This is a genomic window from Ruegeria sp. AG1 (assembly GCF_056541705.1).
In genome coordinates this window covers 135,696-154,817 of record NZ_JBQFYU010000012.1, presented here as the reverse complement: position 1 = coordinate 154,817, position 19,122 = coordinate 135,696, and the positions used below count along the sequence as shown (strand labels likewise).

Below are 19,122 nucleotides of genomic sequence, written 5' to 3'. Positions count from 1 at the left end.
TGAACTGTGCAAGTCTTGTCACTGCGGGGCCGATCAGAACCTCAGTGGTTGGCCGAAGCTCAAGGATCACAGTCCGTGAGTGGCACCCCGCAGCGACGAGGTGCATTTAGGGTTTTCATTTTGAGACGTAAGGGGGAAGAAAACCCCGGTTTTCGTCACTTTTGTGCATGCAAAATAAAAAATCGAGCAACAGCTTACGTTTACGTCAACCACACCGAAGCGGAAGAAATTTCGGGACGCTACGTCAAATCTCGACCCACTGCACCATTTGGCCGCCGCTTTAACGGCCCCTGAGGAACATCAAATAGAATTTCGCGCGGCAAGTCTGGCATTCGACGCAGCCGCGAAAGCGAAGGTTCAAGTTTTAGGAAGTTTTAAATGGCAGGGGCAGCAGGGTTCGAACCCGCGACCTACGGTTTTGGAGACCGTCGCTCTACCAACTGAGCTATACCCCTAGGCTGAGCCTCAGATATGCCAGCCGCGCGGCGGACTCAAGAGGCTTTTTCAGTTTCTCGACCACTTCTCGACAAGACAAACAAGTTGCACGCGGCGTTGAGTTCTATAAGACACGTTTTGGTCAGTATGAGGGACCCATCCGTGAGTATCCGCAAAAAGATCGCCGACAGCGAAGCCGTGTTAAACTGGGCGGCGCGCCGTATTGCGAGCTATATTCGGATGGTCAACCGCAACACCAAATGGCAGCGCATCGGCTATGAAGAACTGGACCAGCTTGCCGAAAAGGGCGAACCGGTCATCGTTGTTTTGTGGCATCAGCGGCTGGCGCAGTCACCCTATTTCTTCCCGCTAGACAAGGCGCAGATCTGCTCGATCACGTCCTCGGCCCGGGCGGGCAGCATGGTGGGCCGCGTGCAAAAGCTTTTCAGCATGGACACGATCGCCATGGCCAGCAAACACAAAAGCAACGTCGCCGTGTCGCGTGAAGTTCTAGGCAAAATGAAGCAGGGGATTTCTATTGGTATTGCCGCCGACGGACCCCGCGGACCAGAACGGGTGCTGTCGACCGTGCCTCTGGTCTGGGCGCGCACATCCGGCAAACGGGTGTTCGGAATCACCTTCTCGGCCCGTCACGGCAGAGAGGCCGGTACATGGGACCGCTTGCTCATGCCCCGCCCCTGGCGCAACGAAGGTGTATTTTTATGCCGCGAATGGACCGAAACCGTACCCCGAAAAGCCAGTGAAGAGCAGATCGAAACCCTGCGCCAAAGCCTAGAGCAGCACATGAACGACATCACGGCCGAGGCTGACCGGATGGTCGGGCGCGAACCGTGGTCGCCTAAACCTTAACCGCCGCGCAGCCTCTGCATCAGATAGACTTCGCTGCCTTCCGGGATGGGCTCCGTCAGGCCCGTTGCAATCACACGCCCGTCAATCGCGATTGAGACGCCCGCATCAATAGGGGCCTGCAATTGCGGATGCGCGCGCACTAGGGCGCGCAGCAACTCTCCGGTTGTTTTGGCTTCAACCTCGACAACGGCCAAGCCCCCGGTCAAAGACCTGAGACCAGACCAGAGGTGAACCTCAACCATTGCCCTTGAGCGCGGCCAAAATGCGCGGAGGCGACATCGGCAATTGCTTCATCCGCACACCCGCCGCGTTGGAAACCGCATTGGCGATGGCGGCAAGCGGCGGCACGATGCCGGTCTCGCCCACACCGCGCACCCCAAACGGGTGGCCGGGGTTGGGCACTTCGACGATCACCGTGTCGATCATTGGCAGGTCACTGGCAACGGGGATCCGGTAGTCGAGGAAGATCGAGTTCTGCAACCGCCCGTCCTCGCCGTAGATATATTCCTCGTTCAGCGCCCAGCCGATGCCTTGCGCGGCACCGCCCTGGAACTGGCCTTCCACATAAGTTGGGTGGATCGCCTTTCCGGCGTCCTGAATGACCGTGTAGCGTGTCACGCTGGTCTTGCCGGTTTCCGGGTCGACCTCGGCGTCGACGATATGGGTGCCAAAGGACACGCCCGCGCCTTCCGGGGTTGCCTCGAAATGGCCCGAGATCGGGCCGCCGGTGCGCCCCATATCCGCCGTGATGTCGGACAGGGCCAGCGGGTCGAAATCGCCTGCATTGGGGCCTGAGGGCACCGCGCAACCGTCTTCCCATTTCACCGCCTCAACCGGGATACCCCACTTGGACGCCGCGCGTTCGCACAGTTTTTCGACCGCATGTTTGGCCGCTTTGATGGTCGCCAGACCCGACGCGTAGGTCACGCGCGAGCCGTGTGAGACGTCGTTGTAGCCCAGCGTCGCGGTATCCGCGATGGTAACGCGGATGTTCTCGTATGGGATGCCCAGAACCTCGGCCGCCATCAGCGCCATCGACGCGCGAGAGCCGCCGATATCCGGCGTTCCCACCATCAGTTGCGCCGAGCCATCTTCGGACAGGGCCAGGGATACTGAGGTCTCACCGCCGTGGTTAAACCAGAAGCCACAAGAAATCCCGCGCCCCTGCCCCGGCTTCAGCGGGGCCGAATAGTGCGGGTGCGCCTTGGCAGCATCCAGCGTTTCGACCAGACCAATGCGTTCGTAGGTCGGGCCATAGCTGGCCTTCGTCCCTTCATGAGCGGCGTTTTTAAGGCGGACATCAACGGGGTCGAGGCCCAGCTTGTTGCACAGCTCATCAATCACCGACTCGACCGCGAAGGCACCCATAGGAGCGCCCGGCGCGCGGTAAGCGGCCTGTTTCGGGCGGTTCGACATTACGTCATAGCCGATCTGCTTGACGTTGGTCAGGTTGTACGGCGCGAAGGCGCACATGGCAGTCATATCGCCCGGCGCACCGGGGAAGGCCCCGCCCTGCAGACGGAATACGCCCTGAGCGGCCGAGATCGTCCCGTCCTTCTTCATGCCGATCTTGACGTCCATAGACGCCGAAGCGGTCGGGCCTGTCGCCCGGAACACCTCGGACCGGGTCATTACGACCTTGACCGGACGGTTGGCTTTGCGGCTCAGCGCAAGCGCAACGGGTTCGATGAAAACAGTGGTCTTTCCGCCGAAGCCGCCGCCAATCTCGGACGCGGTGACGCGAAGTTGCGAGGTCTCAATGCCAAGCAGCGCGGCGCATGTCTTTTGCGCGATCCAGTGGCCTTGCGTGGTGCACCACAGCTCACCCTTGCCGTCATTGCCCAACATGCCCAGACAGGCGTGCGGTTCGATATAGCCCTGATGGGTCGCCTCAGTAACAAAGCTGTCTTCGATGACCAGATCCGCTTCGGCAAACCCGGCCTCGACATCTCCGTGACCGCTTTCGTGGTAACGAACGACGTTCGGGTGCAGACCTTCGGGCACCGAATAGTCCGCTGCGCCTTCCCGAATGACCGGCGCATCCGAAGCCATCGCTTTGTCCACGTCGGTCACGTGGGGCAGAACTTCGTATTCGACCTCGATCAGTTTGAGCGCATCCCGTGCTGCTAGGGCCGACGTGGCTGCAACTGCAGCGACAGCGTGGCCATCATAGAGTGCCTTTTCGCCCGCCATGACGTTTTCCAGCACGTTCCAGAACTCACCCTCAAGACCGGGTTTGAACGGGACATCGGCAAAATCCGCGCGGGTGACGACAGCTTTGACGTCCTTATGCGCCTCGGCTTTCGAGGTGTCGATCTTCACGATCCGCGCGTGGGCATGGGGAGAGCGCAGAACCGCTCCGTGCAACATGCCGGGCGCATAGGCATCAGCCCCGAATTTGGCGCGGCCCGTGACCTTGTCTAACCCGTCAGGGCGATCCGGGCGCGTGCCAACGAAAGTGAATACAGATTTGCGATCGTCGAGTGCCATTACGAAGCCTCCCGCAGCTCTTCCGCCGTTTCCATCACGGCGCGAATGATCTTGTCATAGCCGGTGCAGCGGCAGAGATTGCCTGCCAGCCAGTACCGGGTTTCCTCTTCGGTCGGGCTTGGGTTCTTCTCGAGCAGCGACTTGGCCGCCACCAGAATGCCCGGGGTGCAGATGCCGCACTGAAGCGCCGCGTGTTCGATGAACTTCTTCTGCAGCGGGTGCAGAACGTCGCCATCCGCGATGCCTTCAACGGTTTCGATAGTCTTGCCCTCGGCCTCAACACCCAGCATCAGACAGGAACAGACTAGGCGGCCATCGACGGTGACGGAACATGCGCCGCAATCGCCGGTGCCGCAGCCCTCTTTCGCGCCGGTCAGATTCAGCTTGTCGCGCAGACAGTCCAACAGCGTTTCACGCGGGTCGCAGAGGTATTCGACCGTGTCCCCGTTCACGGTGGTGGATACGTGGAGCTTGCTCATGCGTCTTCTCCCTTCGCGCGGGCATAGGCGATTTTCGCGGCGCGCTTGGCCAGAACGCCAGCAACCTCGGTGCGGAATTCGATCGTACCGCGTTTGTCGTCAATCGGGTTACAGGCGGCCGAAGCGGCCGCGGCCAACGCGTCTAAAGCGGTGTCATCCAGCGTGCTGCCGATGATTGCTTTGGCGCAGTCTTCAACCAGCAAAACGGTCGGGGCGACAGCGCCCAGAGACACGCGCGCCTCGGTGATCACGTCGCCGTCCAGACGCAGGCTGACACCCACGCCGACCACAGCTATGTCCATTTCGGTGCGCGGAATGAAGCGCAGATAGGCATCGCCCGCGTTGTCGCCCCGTGCGGGGATATTGACGGCCGAGATCACTTCGCCCTTCGCCAGCGAGGTCTTGCCCGGTCCGGTGGGGATGTCCTCAACAGCAACCTCGCGCGCGCCATCCAGGCCGGTCACGGTGACCGTTACAGCCGCCGCAACCATCGCGGGCACCGAGTCCGCCGCCGGAGAGCCGTTGCACAGGTTGCCCGTCAGTGTCGCGCGGCCCTGCACCTGAGTCGATCCGATCAGATCCATCGCCTCGACCACACCCGGCCAGTCGCGGCCCAGCTCAGAATGCTCGCTCATTTCAGCGCCGGTGACAGCGACGCCAAGTGTCCAGCTGCGGTCGGCGTTTTGCGTGATCTGATCCACACCGTTGATTTTCTTGATGTCGATCAGTGTATCGGGCGTCACCAATTCCGAGCGCAGCTGCACCAACACATCGGTGCCGCCTGCCAGAAACCGTGTCGTGCCCGTCGCGTTTGCAGCCAGAGCCGACGCCTCGGCAAAGCTGGCGGGGCTGTGATAATCCATGAAAATACCTCGCACCTGTCAATCAGGATTCACTGGGTTCAGAGGGGACGTTAGTGCAGCAGCCCCCCGGCGTCCATGGCCGGAGCGACCAATTTTTTCACAACTTCATGTCGTTTTTCGACCTCGGGTCAGAGGTCGATCTCAATCACGCCATCCGGTTGCGAGGCGCGGCTTTGGCACAGAATGATAGCGCTCTCGCGTTGTTTGTTGGACAGGACAAAATCGCGATGTTCGATTTCACCCGAAACAACACCGCATTTACAGACGCCGCAGATGCCATCTGCGCATTTCACATCCACGTGAATACCTGCCTCGCTCAGCACCTGCGCGGCGTCCTTGTCTTCTGGCACAGTCAGTTCGAAGCCTGATTTCGCCAGCTTCAAGGTGAAGGGGTAGTTTTCGTACTCCGGTTGCTCGGGGACCGAGAAATACTCCAAATGCCGCGCTTCGTCAGGGAAGCCCTGCCGCTCGGCCGCTTGCATGACGCCCTCCATGAAGCGATCTGGCCCGCAGGTATAGACGTGCCAGCCGTCCTGATAGCCTGAGAGGATCGCATCCAGATCGGCCCGCGTACCTTCATCCGAGAAATGGTAATGCACGTGATCCGCCCATGGCATCGCGGCCAGATCTTCCAGATACCCGGCCCCGGCGCGCGTACTGGCCGAGTAGTGCAGCTCGAACGGTTTGCCCAGCGCGTGCAGGCGATGGGCAAAGGCGATCATTGGGGTGATGCCGATCCCTCCACCCATCAGGAAGGTTTTTGTCGCTGTTTCATCCAGTTCGAAATGGTTGATCGGCTTCGAGATGAAAACCTTGCGGCCTTTGTTGAAGATGCGATGCAGCAGAGCCGAACCTCCCCGCCCCTCATCCTCGCGCAAGACACCGATCTGATAGGTTGCCCGATCCGAGGGGTCACCGGACATAGAATACTGGCGCAGAAACTCGGGCGCGACCAACACATCCAGATGCGCGCCAGCGGTCCATTCGGGTAAAGGAGAACCGTCCAATGTCGAGAATTCGTACTTGGTCACATCGGCCGTCATCTTGTCGACCTTGGTCAATTCGACCCGCATGACCGGCGCATCGCCGGCGATCTCATAGCGATGGACGACCGACATATCGCCCGCCGCCTTGCGCGCCTTGTATTCCTCGGCGCTCACCATCGCCTCATAGGCGGCAATCCCGGCCTCACGATCCATGGCAAATGGATAGGGCCACGGGTGCGGCGTCAGATAGGCGGGGTAAACGGCCAGCGTCTGGTCTTCGTATTTCAGATCCAGATCAGGTTGCAGATCGCGCCGGTTCAGCGGATGCACAGAGGGGCGATAGGCGCCATCCGACTGCAGCTCAATATCCCACCACCATTTTTTAATGTCATTCAGGCCACCATTGCCCACCGCGTCATCCAGTTTCGCCAATGCCGGGGCCGCCTGAGGAATATTCATCGCCGCCCAACGAAATGGGCGTTCTTTGAAAATCCCCTCAAGGTTCCACGGGCAGGTCTTCATGCAGCGCCCGCACATCGACCCTCCGGGCGTTGTCACGCGATAGGTGGCGCATTTCTGGCTGTCGGATTTCCAGATTTCATAGCCGTTGAACATCAGCTTTGGCCCGGCCGTGATCGCCCCCGAGGGGCATTCCCGGGCACATTTGTTGCAGCTTTCGCAGAAACTCTGCAGGCCGAAATCAATAGGCCTATCATGGTTCATCGGCATATCAGTCGTCACCGCCCCGGATTTCAGACGCGGGCCGAGATAGGGGTTCAGGATGACCTCACCGATCCGGCTGACCTCGCCCAATCCCGATAGCAGCAACAACGGTGGCTGCAGCACCTCACCATCCATCACCGTATGGGCCTTGGCTTTGTAGCCGAGGTTGCGGATATGCTGCGCGATCACGCCACCCAGCAGTGAAAACCGCAGATAGGCGCGCATGGATTGTGCAACGCTGATCCAGTCATCACCGCTTGCGCCCTCCATCGTCTCATAGCCCTGGTCGATGATCATACTGATGGCCTGATCATGGGGCGGCGTGATCTCTTCCCCCGTCGCATCGTGAGAATACCACGCCCAGTCCGGGCAACGGCTGAGGCCGACCGCATCGACCCCAAGGAAGTAACTGGCGGCCTTGATATTGGCGGCATTGCGCTCGGCATCGGTCGGGGGCGAGACCTTTGCGCTTTCGCCATCCTGCAACAGAACAAACGCGCCCAGCGCCCGGCGTTGCGCGAAACTGGGGGCTGATTTGCGCACGTAATATCCGCCCTTGGCCGCGTCCTGCAGGTGTTTGCCCATATCGCCGAACTGCGCCCGCGCGAACATGTCAGCGCGCTTGGGAACGCGCGCGACATTGGCCTCATCAATATAAGTGGTGGGCGTCTCGACCCGCTTGAGCCGCTCAAACGGATGCGCCCCATCCACGTAGCGGCGTTTGGCATAGGCGTCGCGGTTCAGAGCGTTCTTGGCGAACCCAGTGCCAAGCCACCACGCAGGGCCTTGGGTCCGGAACCATGGTTGCTGCGCCATCGGTTGCAGAGGCTGATCGTGGGCAATCTCCATCTCGGTCGTAATGGCGGCCAGTCCAAAGCGACGCCCCAGCCATGGAGCAACAAGCGTGCCGTCTTCTACAGAGGCCAAACCCGCCGCGACCGCAAGCTTGCCCAGATCGACCTCGGACGACATCGCCGTGTGTGCCCTCGCATCGAACCCCAACAACCGGATGTAATTGGCGATCACAACGGCATTCTCAGTCGCCAGCAGGCAAGCCCGGTGGTCCTGCGCATCCATGATCCACTCGGACCCCGGCTCGTCCGGGTTAGGGTCGCGGTTATGTTCATACAGGAACACCAGAACATGACGATGCGAGGCCATCGGACGCGGCGCGGCCTCCATGCTTTCCTTGAGATCGGCCATGATAACGTCGATCCCCGAGGCCAGCGTTTTGGTCTGGCGGGTTTTCAAAGCATGCGCCAGACGGTCGATATCGGGGTTGCGGCGCGGCTGATCCAACAGCGCCTCGGGCGCCAGCGGCCCGCAGCCCATCATCGAGGCATCGTTGAAATACCCAAACGCCTTGAGGTGATCTGCACGCGCCTGCGGGTCCTGCGGGATGTCCGAGGCGACAGGGTTCACCAGCCCATCCCGGATCGTGTCCAGCATAGCCTGAAACTCGCCCATTGCGTTCACGATACTCTCGGGCCAGTCAGGCCGGTGAAAACTAAGCTCGGGCATCGGGGCCAGCTGGGACAGGTCGGGCATCGCCTGCTGACGCGCCAGACGCTCCAGCGGGTACGACCCCATGTGAACGGGTCGGTTCTTGTCCGAGAAAAAGCGAAGTCCCATATGCGTGCCCCTTGTTTGCGACTGACCTAGCGCCCTCTCGACAGCAAAACCATTCATGCTTAATCATAGATTGTATGAGCAAAATCGATTTCACTGATCTGGACGGCAAGGTCCTGCGCATCTTTCTGACGATACTCGAGGAAAGCTCGGTCTCGAAAGCGGCGGATCGGCTGGGGGTCACACAATCCGCCATCAGCCACACATTGGCCAAGCTACGGCAGGTGCTGGGCGATCCGCTATTCGTACGATCCGGCCAGGGCCTAACACCGACCGAACGCGCGCTGGCCTTGCAAGAGCCGGTCCGCAACGTGCTGGATGGTATGCGCGCGCTGACGGATGAACGCCCCTTTGATCCCCTGTCAGAGCAGATGGAAATCCGCATCGCCACCAACGACATGCCGCGAGAGCTGCTCTTTCCCGACCTTCTACGCGCGACCCGTGCCGAGGGTATTAAGCTGCAGTTGGAATTCATCTCATCCGGCGTACCGGGGCCGGACCTGCTGCGCAGCGACCGGTGCCAGCTGATGCTGACGCCGCTGCCGCCGGACGGGCCAGACATCTTTCAGAAACGGCTGATCTCAAGCCCTTTGATGGTGTTTTACGACAGCAGCCAACGCACCGCGCCCGAGACGTGGGAGGCCTACTGCCAGAGCGAACATGTCGAGGTTCGCTTTCCTGACGGCCGGAATGCGCGCGCTGTGATGCGCGGCGTGGATCAAAGCCAGATCCGTCCGCCAACCGTCGTGCTGCCGCATTTCAACGCCATCCCGTCTTTCATAGCGGGCAGCCCGCTGATTTCCACCGACACGGCGATGATGAAAAACGGACCACTGGCAGCGCTGGATTGCGCGACCTTGCCGTTCGACTGCGAGCCGGTTTCTATCTACATGGTCTGGCACCAGCGCTCGGCCAATGACCCGGCCCATCGCTGGCTGCGCAATCGGATCGAAACCATCGCCAACGTTATTCAGGCCAAGACCTGAAGCAGGGCCTAGCCTGTCGCCAACGCCCTTTGATCCTCACGCCCCATAGCCACCAGAATAGGTGAGTCCTCTTGCCGCGCCGCGAATGAGGTCTTGCCGGTCATGCCGCTCCACCCCGCCATGGTCAGAGACTGCGCTACCGCTCCACCCAGTGTCGCCCCCGGCCCCGTCACAATGAACAGGTCCGGTGCGAACTCTCGTGCGGCGGTTTGAATGGCGTGGGTGAAATCGTAGGGCTCGGTCACCTGATGGCCCAGCGTGTAGTCCCACAGCGCCTCGGTATCGGTGGCGCCCGGCCACCAGATCTTGCCACGTCCGTCGATCATCGGGTGTCGGGGTTGGCCGAACATATCGGGTTTCAGCCGCGCCCGACCTTCGGCGGCAATCGGAGCCTGCAGAGAGGTATGGAACGCCGCATGGTTCGGCAACCGCATGGGAAAGCGGTCCTGAACGGTGGGATGAGATGCCTCAAATGCGGCCAGACCAGCCTCATTCCCGGCCAGCACCAGCATACCGCCCAGATCAATCGACAGCGCCAGATCCTGCCCCTCGACCGCGTTGATGTCAGAGACGTCCTGCAACAACGCCTGTTTCTGGTGCGCGCTGTCGACCCAGTTGTCGTCGGTGAAGGGATAGACCAACTGCCCCCCGATCAGATGGGCCTGCATCAGAGTGCCCATGGTGTTCACCACGCGGAACCCGTTCTCAGCGCTCAGCGCGCCAGCGGCGGCCAGAGCGATATACCAACCCATCGAGTTGCCCGTCACGGCCACCACCTCGATATCATCCGCTAGCGACTGCGCATCCGCCAGCGCGGCGGCATAGATCAGGGGTGAGGCCACATCGCCGCGCGAATAGGTGCTGACCGCAAAGCGCGCGGCCCCGTCCAGCGCGGTTACCCCCTCTTGCCCGGCCTCGGCGCGCAGGGCGTCAAAGCGCTGGAACATCGGCATCTTGTCCGCATGGCGGCGGTGCAGATAGCCAAGTTCAGGCTTGTTATAGGTGCCCCGACCGGGGCAGATCACGACAGCTGTTCGGGTCATTTCTGCACTCCGGTCAGGTTGAGGGCCGCGGCGACGATACTGTCCTTGGACGGCAGGGGCGCGGCATAGGCCGGGCCGGTCGCAATAAAACAATCCTCAGCCACAACGCGGGCGACCCGCGTCTGGGCGCTTTCTTCGCGGAAGAGGGTCATCAGCCCCTCGGATTGGCTACCTGTGCGACGGCATTCATCCACGATCAGAACATGCTTGCAGTCTTTGGTCGCCTCTAGAAGCGCCTCAACCGGTAGTGGCGCCAGCCAGCGCAGGTCAACGATACGCGCGTTCACCCCGGCCGCCGCCAGCTCAGGCAGCGCCTGACGCGACAGGTAGTGGCCATTGCCGTAGGTCACGATGGCCAGATCGGTGCCATCGCCATGCACCCCAACCTCGCCCAGCGCAATCCGCCGGTCGGGCGAGGGGTAGGTCGTCATCCAGCCCCCGTCCTGCGCCGCATTCAGATCCCGCATGGGATAGAGCGCAATCGGCTCGAGGAACACAACAACCCGCTGCTCTTCCCGCGCCAGCCGCACGCATTCACGCAGCATCTGCGCCGCGTCTTCACCGGTCGAGGGGCAGGCAATGATCACGCCCGGAATGTCGCGCAAAACGGCCAGAGAGTTGTCGTTGTGGAAATGCCCTCCAAAGCCTTTTTGATACCCAAGCCCAGCAATCCGCAGCACCATCGGGTTAGTGAATTGCCCATTCGAGAAGAAGGGTAAAGTGGCAGCCTCACCGCGGATCTGATCCTCGGCATTGTGCAGATAGGCGAGGAACTGGATTTCGGGGATCGGCACAAACCCGTTGTGGCCCATGCCGATGGCGAGGCCGAGGATTGATTGTTCGTCCAGCAGAGTGTCGATCACACGGTCCTGACCGAACCGCTGCTGCAGCTTCTGCGTCACGCCGTAGACCCCGCCCTTGCGGCCGACATCTTCACCCATACAGACGATCTCGCCATGCTCCAGCATCAGATCGGTCAGCGCCCAGTTGATTAGGCGGCTCATGGGCTGCGGGTCAGCCATCGCGCGCATGTCGCCCCCGAACGCGTTTGCCCGCACATCCACGCTGGGGCCGTTCGTCGGCTTGCAGGCACGTTGGGGCGGGATGAGGCTGATCATGACATCCTGCGCGGTCGACAAATGCGGGCGCGTGGCAGCCTCGGCAGCCACACGGTCCGTTCGGGCGCAGCTGTCCTGATAGATTTTCAACGCCTCTTCCGGAGCCAACGCCCCCGCCTGATCCAACAGGCGAACGGAATGGAGAAGCGGGTCGTTTGCCTCATCCGCCTCAACCTCGGCCTTGCTGAGATATGTGGTCGGCACATCCGCCCCCGCATGGCCATAAAGGCGTACGGTCCGCAGGTGCAGGAAGGCGGGCTTGCGGCGCGTGCGGACATAATGCGCGGCTTCCTGAGCCACGGCGTAGGTCTCATAGATGCCCAGCCCATTGGCCTGAAAATACTTGATGCCTGGACGATGCGCCATCGACGCTTCGATCCAGCCTTTGGGTGTTTTCACCGAAATTCCGATGCCATTGTCCTCGCATACGAACAGCAAGGGCAGTGGCGTGGATTGGACACTTGTCCAACCCGCCGTGTTGATCGCCCCTTGCGCGGTCGAATGGTTGGCCGAGGCGTCTCCGAAAGAACACATGGCGATGCCATCTTCGGGCAGCACCCGATGCTCGGGGTCATGCCGCCGGGCGGCCCCCAACGCATAGGCCGCGCCAACCGCTTTGGGCAGGTGGCTGGCGATGGTCGAGGTCTGAGGCGGGATCATCAGGGCCTTGGAGCCAAGCACCTTATGACGCCCGCCCGAAGTCGGATCCTCTTTCGAACACGCAAAGCTCAGCAGCATATCCCAGGCGATCTGTTGGCCCGGAACTTGCTCGGCCCGGGCGATCTGAAACGCCGCATCGCGGTAGTGCAAAAAGGCGATATCCGTCGGGCGCAGGGCGTGGGCCACGGCAGCCATGCCCTCATGACCCGATGAGCCGATGGTATAGAACCCTTGCCCTGCCTTCTGCATCGCCCGGCTGGTGCGATCCAGCGCCCGACTAAGGACCTGCGAGCGATATAGCGATACCGCATCTGTGTGGCTCAGCCCGCCGACCGGGGGCGCACCTTCAGGGAAATCGCGGTTTGCCACGCGGGACAGGAAATTCTCATGGACGATCTGCGCGCGATCCATAGCTCGGCCTTCTCAAATAGTGCGGGGCTGTCCGCGGGTCTTGTTTTCGAACGGCGCGGGCGCGCGCGTCACAGGCCAGTATATCCGGCTGGTGTCGGGAAAAAGCCAGTGATAATCAAACCCAAAGGTATGAGGAAATGTAATATGATCGCGCCCCGACGCTTTCTTCCGTCGATTTCATCCCTGCTCGCGCTTGAGGCTGTGGACAGGTTGGGCAGCGCCTCGGCGGCGGCCGAGGAGCTGTCACTGACGCAAAGCGCCATCAGCCGCCAGCTGAAAACGATGGAGGAGCAGTTGGGCATCGAACTGATCCAACGCACTCAGATGCGGCTGAACCTGACCCCGGCCGCGCGAGAGTATGTCCAAACGGCCCGCACGGCCTTGCACCAATTGGCGCAGGCGTCGTTGAAACTGAAAGCCAACCCAACCGGAGGCTCCCTCAACCTGTCCATCCTGCCGGCTTTCGGGATGCACTGGCTGGCCCCGCGCCTTCAGGACTTCGCCCGCAATCACCCTGAAGTCACAGTCAACCTGAACACAAGATTGCGACCCTTCGACTTCGAGACCGAAGCCTTTGATGCAGGTTTTCACTTTGGTCGCCAGAATTGGAGCGGCGTGAACTACCTAAAGATCATGACAGAGTATGTCGTACCCGTCTGCGCGCCTGACCTTCTGCCCGACCAGAGTGATCAAATCGACTGGCTGGAACAGGCACCCCTCTTGCACATGGAAACGCGCCCCGACGGGTGGGAGCGCTGGTTTGCCGCCCAAGGCCATCCCGTCAGCGGGTCGCGTGGGATGCTGTTCGATCAGTTTTCAACGATGATACAGGCCACGATCCATGGGTTGGGCGTTGGCCTGTTTCCCAGCTATCTCGTCGAAGAGCACCTCAAAACCGGCCGCCTTGCCTTGGCCTGGGACGGGCCAGCAGTCAGCTTGGGCGCGTACTATCTTGTATGGCCTAAGAACAGGATTGAGTCTGAACCGTTGAAGTCATTTCGAGCATGGCTCGAACGGCAGCTGGCCGCGGAAATCACATAGAGATCCGAACAACCCGCCAACCGAAAAACTGCACGGCCTAAGGTCTTGCGTCCTGCGGAGGGCAGGCGCGGGCTGCGGCCGCGCCTGCCATGCCAAACGGGAGGAGATGCTCCGACAGGAACTTCGACGACGGGTGGGAGGGCCTTAGACGTCTATCGAGCGCGCGATGAGTTCCTTCATGACTTCATTAGTGCCGCCATAGATCATCTGCACACGGGCATCGGTGTAAAGGCGGGCGATCGGGTATTCCATCATGAAGCCATAGCCGCCAAAAAGCTGCAGGCATTCATGCATGATCTCGTTCTGGACCTCAGAGCCCCAGTATTTGACCATAGACGCGGTGGCGGCATCCAATTCACCCGCCTCCAGTTTTCCAATGCAGTCATTCACGAAACTGCGCAGCACTTCCGCCTTGGTTTTGCACTCGGCCAGTTTGAACCGCGTGTTCTGGAAGTCCATAACGCGCTGATCAAAGGCCTTGCGCTCCTGCACGTATTTCACCGTTTCGGCGATGGCGAAGTCAATCGCGCCCAGTGCCATGATGCCGATGGTCAAACGCTCCCACGGAAGCTGTTTCATCAACTGGTAGAACCCCTGCCCCTCATCCGGGCCGAGCAGATTGGTCATCGGCACTTTGACATCTTCAAAAAACAACTCGGCGGTGTCATTGCCCTTCATACCCAGCTTCTTGAGGTTGCGCCCGCGCCGGAAACCCTCGGCCCCGTCCGTCTCAACCACAATCAGAGATACCCCCTTGGCACCCAAGGTCTTGTCCGTCTTGGCGGCAACGATGATCAGATCCGCGCTCTGACCGTTGGTAATGAAGATCTTAGACCCGTTCAGGCGGTAGGAATTGCCGTCCTTTTCAGCCGAGGTCCGCACCGCCTGCACATCCGAGCCTGTGCCCGGCTCGGTCATGGCCAAAGCCCCTACCATCTCGCCCGAGGCCAGCTTGGGCAACCAACGCTGTTTTTGGTCTTCGCTGCCATAGGCCGTGATGTAGTGCGTCACGATTGACTGGATCCCATATCCCCATCCGGCGTCCCCACGCGCCGTCTGTTCGTACAGAGTGACCGAGTCAAAACCCATGTCCCCGCCGACGCCGCCATATTCTTCCGGGATCGCACCCGCCATCAGACCGGTTTCCCCGGCTTTGTGCCAGAATGCACGGTCTACGATGCCATTCGCGGCCCAGGTTTCCGCGTTGGGGACCAGTTCATCATCCAGAAACCGCCCTGCCATTTCGGCAAACATCCGGTGTTCGTCAGTGACCCAGGCTGCGGTCGAGGTAAAAAGCGACATGTGGTATTCTCCGATCAGGTGTTACCTGAAAGGCTATCGCGGCACCGTAGATAGGCCAATCCACGTAACGCCGCGTTCCGTCAATGCAACGCAGCGTTCTTTCGGCTCAGCGCAGCATCCAGAAGCATTTGCGCTGCGGCCTTTGCGTCTTCAGCCGGATTGCCGTTTTTCAACAAAACGGCCGAGACGATCGCGCCCTCTTGCAGCAAGACGATCTGACGGGCCAGAAGCTCTGGCGCATGTGCGCCGGATTGGCGCGCCAATGAGGTCAGGTGCTCCAACATAACCCGTTTATGTTCTGCTGCCTGCACATGGATCGGATGGCTGGCATCCTGATACTCGGCAGCGGCTTTCAGGAACATACATCCGCGGAAATCGTCCTCTTCGAACCACTCTTTCAACGCATCAAAAGTAGCAATCAATTGCCCGACTGGCGTGTCTGCCAGCCGCTCAACACGTCGCAGGATCCGATTGCGGAAACTCTCATCCCGCAGGCGCAGAACGGCCAGAATGAGATCCTCCTTGGTGCGGAAGTGTTTGTACATCGAAGTCTTGGACACTCCGGTTTCCACCACCAGCTTGTCCATGCCGGTCGCGTGGAACCCGTCGCGGTAGAAGACCTCCATCGCCTTGCGCACAAGTTCATCACGTTTGTTTGGACGCATCAGAAAGCACCTGAGTGTACCGGCCTGTACATTTTCATCCCACTTCCATTGCGGTTTCTTCACGTCACTGCTCGTCGTGAACTCAAAGCATCACAACGACTTCACTTTTTTGCAACGTGAGCTCTTGCAAATCATAGCCAGTGAGAACATTTTTTAAAGGGTTACCGATCAGTACACCAAAGGATATGACGATGAAACGCCACTCCAGCTTTGTCGCCGCGCGATATGTCCCAATGAATTTGGTGCTCGCTTTGCTGACTGCGGCGGTGGCCTCGTGAAAAGGCGTTAGTATGATACGCTCAGCTTTGCAGATCGCCTCGGCGTTGATCATCGGATCTGCCTTTTTGTTGCTTGTCGTACTGTTGGGCTTTTTTGCCTCACCTAGTGCGGTGCGGTCGGCCCCCGAGAGCCCCAATGCCCAATCCTTGCTTGAAAGCCTATTTCAGCGCGGGGGCCGCTAAAAAATCGGGCACTACCTCTTGACCTTCCCGTCACTGGAACCCCCATGTGGACGGTAAGATATCTGTCGGGATGAGTCGCATGACCCAAAGCACTCAATTGAAAATCACAAGCATGAGCTGTGCCTCATGCGTTGGACGCACCGAGGCTGCCTTGCAGGCTGTGCCCGGCGTGCAGGACGCCTCGGTCAATTTTGCGACCAAGACGGCTCAGGTCACGTTTGACGGCCCGGTCTCAGCCCTCAGCGATGCACTGCAGGCCGCTGGCTATCCGACGACAACGCATCAGACCGCTTTGCAGATCACAGGGATGAATTGCGCGTCCTGCGTGGCCAAGATCGAACGCACCCTGAAAGACAGTCCTGGCGTTCTTGAGGCCAGCGTGAACCTTGCCAACCAAAGCGCGTCAGTCACCTACATCGAGGGCGCGACCACGCCGCAGGCGCTGGCACAGATCACAACTCAGCTTGGATTTCCCGCGCAGCTCAAGACCTCTCCGGGATCGGAAACGCGGTCCGATGACACGCCGGATGAGGCGCGGGACCTGAAACGCGCGACAGTGCTGGCCGCCATTTTGGCCCTACCCGTATTTGTTCTGGAGATGGGCGGGCATATGGTCCCCGCATTCCACCATTGGGTTCACGCAACCCTCGGACAGCAGAACAGCTATCTGATCCAGTTTGCCCTGACCACGGCCCTGTTGATTGGCCCCGGACGCGTGTTCTACGCCAAAGGCATTCCGTCCCTGCTGCGTGGGATGCCGGACATGAACGCTCTGGTCGCTTTGGGGACGGGGGCGGCCTATCTGTTCTCCATCATCTCGACCTTCGCGCCCGGCTTGCTGCCGCAGGGCACAGCGAATGTGTATTTTGAGGCCGCGGCCGTGATAATTGTTCTGATCCTTCTGGGCCGCATGATGGAGGCGCGCGCCAAAGGCAAAACCGGCGCGGCAATCCGAGCGCTGATCGGGCTTCAGCCCAAAACCGCGCGCGTCGAACGAAACGGAGCAGCAGAAGATCGCCCTATTGCCGAAATAGCGGTGGGTGACGTGCTGCAAATCCGTCCCGGAGAACGCGTTCCGGTGGATGGAGATGTCTTCGAAGGAACCTCTTACGTTGATGAAAGCATGATTACGGGAGAGCCGGTACCGGTTGGCAAATCCGCTGGCGACCCCGTGGTGGGGGGCACCGTGAACGGAACCGGCGCGCTGCGTGTGCAGGCGACTCGCGTTGGTGCGGATACGGTTCTGGCCCGCGTCATCGCGATGGTGGAACTGGCCCAGGGGGCAAAGCTGCCCATCCAAAGCCTGGTCGACCAGCTGACCTACCGCTTTGTTCCAGCTGTGATGCTGGTTGCGGCTTTGACCATCACTGCCTGGTTGATCTTGGGGCCTTCTCCGTCCCTGCCGCTGGCTTTAGTGGCCGGGGTATCGGTCCTGATCATCGCCTGCCCCTGCGCCATGGGTCTGGCCACGCCGACCTCGGTCATGGTGGGGACGGGCCGCGCGGCGGAGCTGGGTGTTTTGTTCCGGAAGGGCGATGCGCTGCAACACTTGCAGCTGACCAAGGTGATCGCCTTCGACAAAACCGGCACGCTGACCCTCGGGCGCCCCGAACTTGACCACGTGACAACCACCAACGGCTTTGAGCGGGGTCAAGTCTTACGACTGGCCGCCGCGATCGAGGCGCGCTCGGAACACCCTATCGCCACTGCGATCACCCGCGCCGGGCCCTCTGTTCTGCCCGAGGTTTCTCAGGTTCTGTCCCTAACCGGCCTTGGCCTTCAGGGCCGCGCAGAGGGGCATGACCTGCTGATTGGCTCATACAAATTGATGCATCAGAAAGGCGTGGATATCTCGGATCTGAAGCCAGACGCCGATGCACGGGCCGCGCAGGGGGCGACCCCTTTGTTCTTTTCCATTGATGGGGTGGCGGCGGCCAGTCTGGCTGTCTCGGACCCTGTGAAGCCGGGCACGGCCGAGGCGCTGGCCAAGCTAAACGATATGGGCCTGACGCTTGCCATGGTAACCGGAGATAACGCGCAAACGGCGCAAGCGATGGCCGATAGGCTGGGCCTTGCTCACGTGGCCGCCGACTTGCTGCCGGGTGACAAACAGAAAAGGCTAGAGGGCTTGCGCAGTGAATTCGGCGCGCTCGCCTTTGTGGGCGATGGGATAAACGACGCCCCTGCTCTGGCGGCAGCTGATGTCGGCGTCGCTATCGGCACCGGAACGGATGTCGCGATCGAGGCCGCAGATGTGGTTCTGATGTCCGGCGATTTGCGCGGCGTCGTGAACGCAATCGACATCAGCCATCGGACGATGCGCAATATCCGTCAGAACCTCGGATGGGCGTTTGGCTATAACACATTGCTGATCCCGGTGGCCGCCGGAGTGTTGTACCCCTTTGGCGGGCCATTGCTGTCTCCGGTGCTTGCGGCGGGCGCGATGGCCCTGTCCAGCGTCTTTGTCGTCACCAATGCGCTGCGTCTGAGATGGGTCCGCCCCAACGTCGCCGACGGCGCGCAAAAAACCACGAAGGAGGCGCACGCATGAATATCGGCGATGTCTCAACCCGGACCGGTCTACCTGCGAAAACGATCCGCTACTATGAGGATATCGCACTGATAAAACCTCTGAGAGATGACAACGGTTATCGCCGGTTTCGCGAACAGGACATCCACAAGCTGACCTTTCTGGGCCGAGCCCGCGCCTTGGGGTTTACCATCGAAGACTGCCGCACACTGCTGGCGCTCTATGAAGATGAAAGCCGGGCGAGCGCGGATGTTAAGCAAGTTGCGCGGGATCATTTGGCGCAGATCGACGCAAAAATCGCCGATCTAAAAGCGATGCGCGACACGCTGAGCCATTTGATCGAGGCCTGCGCCGGAGACGACCGACCGGACTGCCCGATCCTGAAGGATCTGGGCGGGAACGGCTAACACGGGGTTGCCCTTTCGCGCAG

Annotated in this window: 15 protein-coding genes and 1 tRNA gene; 5 read left to right on the top strand and 11 right to left on the bottom strand. The window is 60.6% G+C overall.

What is annotated here, in order from left to right; genetic code table 11:
• Nucleotides 1-379 precede the first annotated feature (379 nt).
• A tRNA-Trp gene (locus tag ACR0B5_RS18340) sits at nucleotides 380-455 on the bottom strand.
• Between the two features lie 142 nt (nucleotides 456-597).
• Here ACR0B5_RS18340 and ACR0B5_RS18335 point away from each other — a divergent pair.
• Nucleotides 598-1,305: a lysophospholipid acyltransferase family protein gene (locus ACR0B5_RS18335; RefSeq protein ID WP_480542378.1), complete on the top strand. Its 708-nt coding sequence runs from the start codon at nucleotides 598-600 to the stop codon at nucleotides 1,303-1,305.
• Here the strand turns inward: ACR0B5_RS18335 and ACR0B5_RS18330 are convergent.
• The 5 genes from ACR0B5_RS18330 to ACR0B5_RS18310 all read right to left on the bottom strand — a co-directional run bounded on the left by ACR0B5_RS18330 (nucleotide 1,302) and on the right by ACR0B5_RS18310 (nucleotide 8,478).
• Nucleotides 1,302-1,547, bottom strand: coding sequence for a MoaD/ThiS family protein (locus ACR0B5_RS18330; protein ID WP_170468530.1), 246 nt, complete (start codon nucleotides 1,545-1,547; stop codon nucleotides 1,302-1,304). The two genes, ACR0B5_RS18335 and ACR0B5_RS18330, sit on opposite strands and share 4 nt — an antisense overlap.
• Nucleotides 1,540-3,795, bottom strand: coding sequence for a xanthine dehydrogenase family protein molybdopterin-binding subunit (locus ACR0B5_RS18325; protein ID WP_480542376.1), 2,256 nt, complete (start codon nucleotides 3,793-3,795; stop codon nucleotides 1,540-1,542). Before ACR0B5_RS18325 ends, ACR0B5_RS18330 begins: the two co-directional genes overlap by 8 nt.
• Nucleotides 3,795-4,274 (bottom strand): (2Fe-2S)-binding protein, encoded by a 480-nt coding sequence (locus tag ACR0B5_RS18320; RefSeq protein WP_170484530.1) that lies wholly within the window; start codon nucleotides 4,272-4,274, stop codon nucleotides 3,795-3,797. The genes ACR0B5_RS18325 and ACR0B5_RS18320 overlap by 1 nt, the downstream gene beginning before the upstream one ends.
• Complete coding sequence (locus ACR0B5_RS18315) at nucleotides 4,271-5,137, bottom strand: FAD binding domain-containing protein (protein ID WP_480542374.1); 867 nt, start codon at nucleotides 5,135-5,137, stop codon at nucleotides 4,271-4,273. The genes ACR0B5_RS18320 and ACR0B5_RS18315 overlap by 4 nt, the downstream gene beginning before the upstream one ends.
• A 128-nt stretch (nucleotides 5,138-5,265) precedes the next feature.
• Nucleotides 5,266-8,478 carry a reductive dehalogenase gene (locus ACR0B5_RS18310; protein ID WP_480542372.1) on the bottom strand — a complete coding sequence of 1,071 codons (3,213 nt, stop codon included), beginning with the start codon at nucleotides 8,476-8,478 and terminating at the stop codon, nucleotides 5,266-5,268.
• Between the two features lie 74 nt (nucleotides 8,479-8,552).
• On the opposite strand from ACR0B5_RS18310, the gene ACR0B5_RS18305 reads away from it, so the two are divergent.
• Complete coding sequence (locus ACR0B5_RS18305) at nucleotides 8,553-9,461, top strand: LysR family transcriptional regulator (protein ID WP_480542370.1); 909 nt, start codon at nucleotides 8,553-8,555, stop codon at nucleotides 9,459-9,461.
• An 8-nt stretch (nucleotides 9,462-9,469) separates the two neighbouring features.
• Here ACR0B5_RS18305 and ACR0B5_RS18300 read toward each other — a convergent pair whose 3' ends face one another.
• Nucleotides 9,470-10,504, bottom strand: coding sequence for an ACP S-malonyltransferase (locus ACR0B5_RS18300; RefSeq protein ID WP_480528042.1), 1,035 nt, complete (start codon nucleotides 10,502-10,504; stop codon nucleotides 9,470-9,472).
• Nucleotides 10,501-12,693 carry a dehydrogenase E1 component subunit alpha/beta gene (locus ACR0B5_RS18295; RefSeq protein ID WP_480542368.1) on the bottom strand — a complete coding sequence of 731 codons (2,193 nt, stop codon included), beginning with the start codon at nucleotides 12,691-12,693 and terminating at the stop codon, nucleotides 10,501-10,503. Before ACR0B5_RS18295 ends, ACR0B5_RS18300 begins: the two co-directional genes overlap by 4 nt.
• A 144-nt stretch (nucleotides 12,694-12,837) precedes the next feature.
• On the opposite strand from ACR0B5_RS18295, the gene ACR0B5_RS18290 reads away from it, so the two are divergent.
• Nucleotides 12,838-13,734 carry a LysR substrate-binding domain-containing protein gene (locus ACR0B5_RS18290; RefSeq protein WP_480542366.1) on the top strand — a complete coding sequence of 299 codons (897 nt, stop codon included), beginning with the start codon at nucleotides 12,838-12,840 and terminating at the stop codon, nucleotides 13,732-13,734.
• A 144-nt stretch (nucleotides 13,735-13,878) separates the two neighbouring features.
• Here ACR0B5_RS18290 and ACR0B5_RS18285 read toward each other — a convergent pair whose 3' ends face one another.
• From ACR0B5_RS18285 to ACR0B5_RS18275, 3 genes are all read right to left on the bottom strand, one after another.
• Nucleotides 13,879-15,036, bottom strand: a complete 1,158-nt coding sequence (locus tag ACR0B5_RS18285; RefSeq protein WP_480542364.1) for an acyl-CoA dehydrogenase family protein — start codon at nucleotides 15,034-15,036, stop codon at nucleotides 13,879-13,881.
• Nucleotides 15,037-15,116: 80 nt separating this feature from the next.
• Nucleotides 15,117-15,701, bottom strand: a complete 585-nt coding sequence (locus tag ACR0B5_RS18280) for a TetR/AcrR family transcriptional regulator (RefSeq protein ID WP_480542362.1) — start codon at nucleotides 15,699-15,701, stop codon at nucleotides 15,117-15,119.
• Between the two features lie 82 nt (nucleotides 15,702-15,783).
• Nucleotides 15,784-16,032: a hypothetical protein gene (locus tag ACR0B5_RS18275; protein WP_480542360.1), complete on the bottom strand. Its 249-nt coding sequence runs from the start codon at nucleotides 16,030-16,032 to the stop codon at nucleotides 15,784-15,786.
• A 209-nt stretch (nucleotides 16,033-16,241) separates the two neighbouring features.
• Here ACR0B5_RS18275 and ACR0B5_RS18270 point away from each other — a divergent pair, with 209 nt between their 5' ends.
• Together ACR0B5_RS18270 and cueR are read left to right on the top strand one after the other, a co-directional pair.
• The gene (locus ACR0B5_RS18270; protein WP_480542358.1) at nucleotides 16,242-18,713 is read left to right on the top strand and encodes a heavy metal translocating P-type ATPase; all 2,472 of its coding nucleotides are present in this window, start codon (nucleotides 16,242-16,244) and stop codon (nucleotides 18,711-18,713) included.
• The gene (cueR, locus tag ACR0B5_RS18265) at nucleotides 18,710-19,099 is read left to right on the top strand and encodes a Cu(I)-responsive transcriptional regulator (RefSeq protein WP_170468556.1); all 390 of its coding nucleotides are present in this window, start codon (nucleotides 18,710-18,712) and stop codon (nucleotides 19,097-19,099) included. Before ACR0B5_RS18270 ends, cueR begins: the two co-directional genes overlap by 4 nt.
• Nucleotides 19,100-19,122 lie beyond the last annotated feature (23 nt).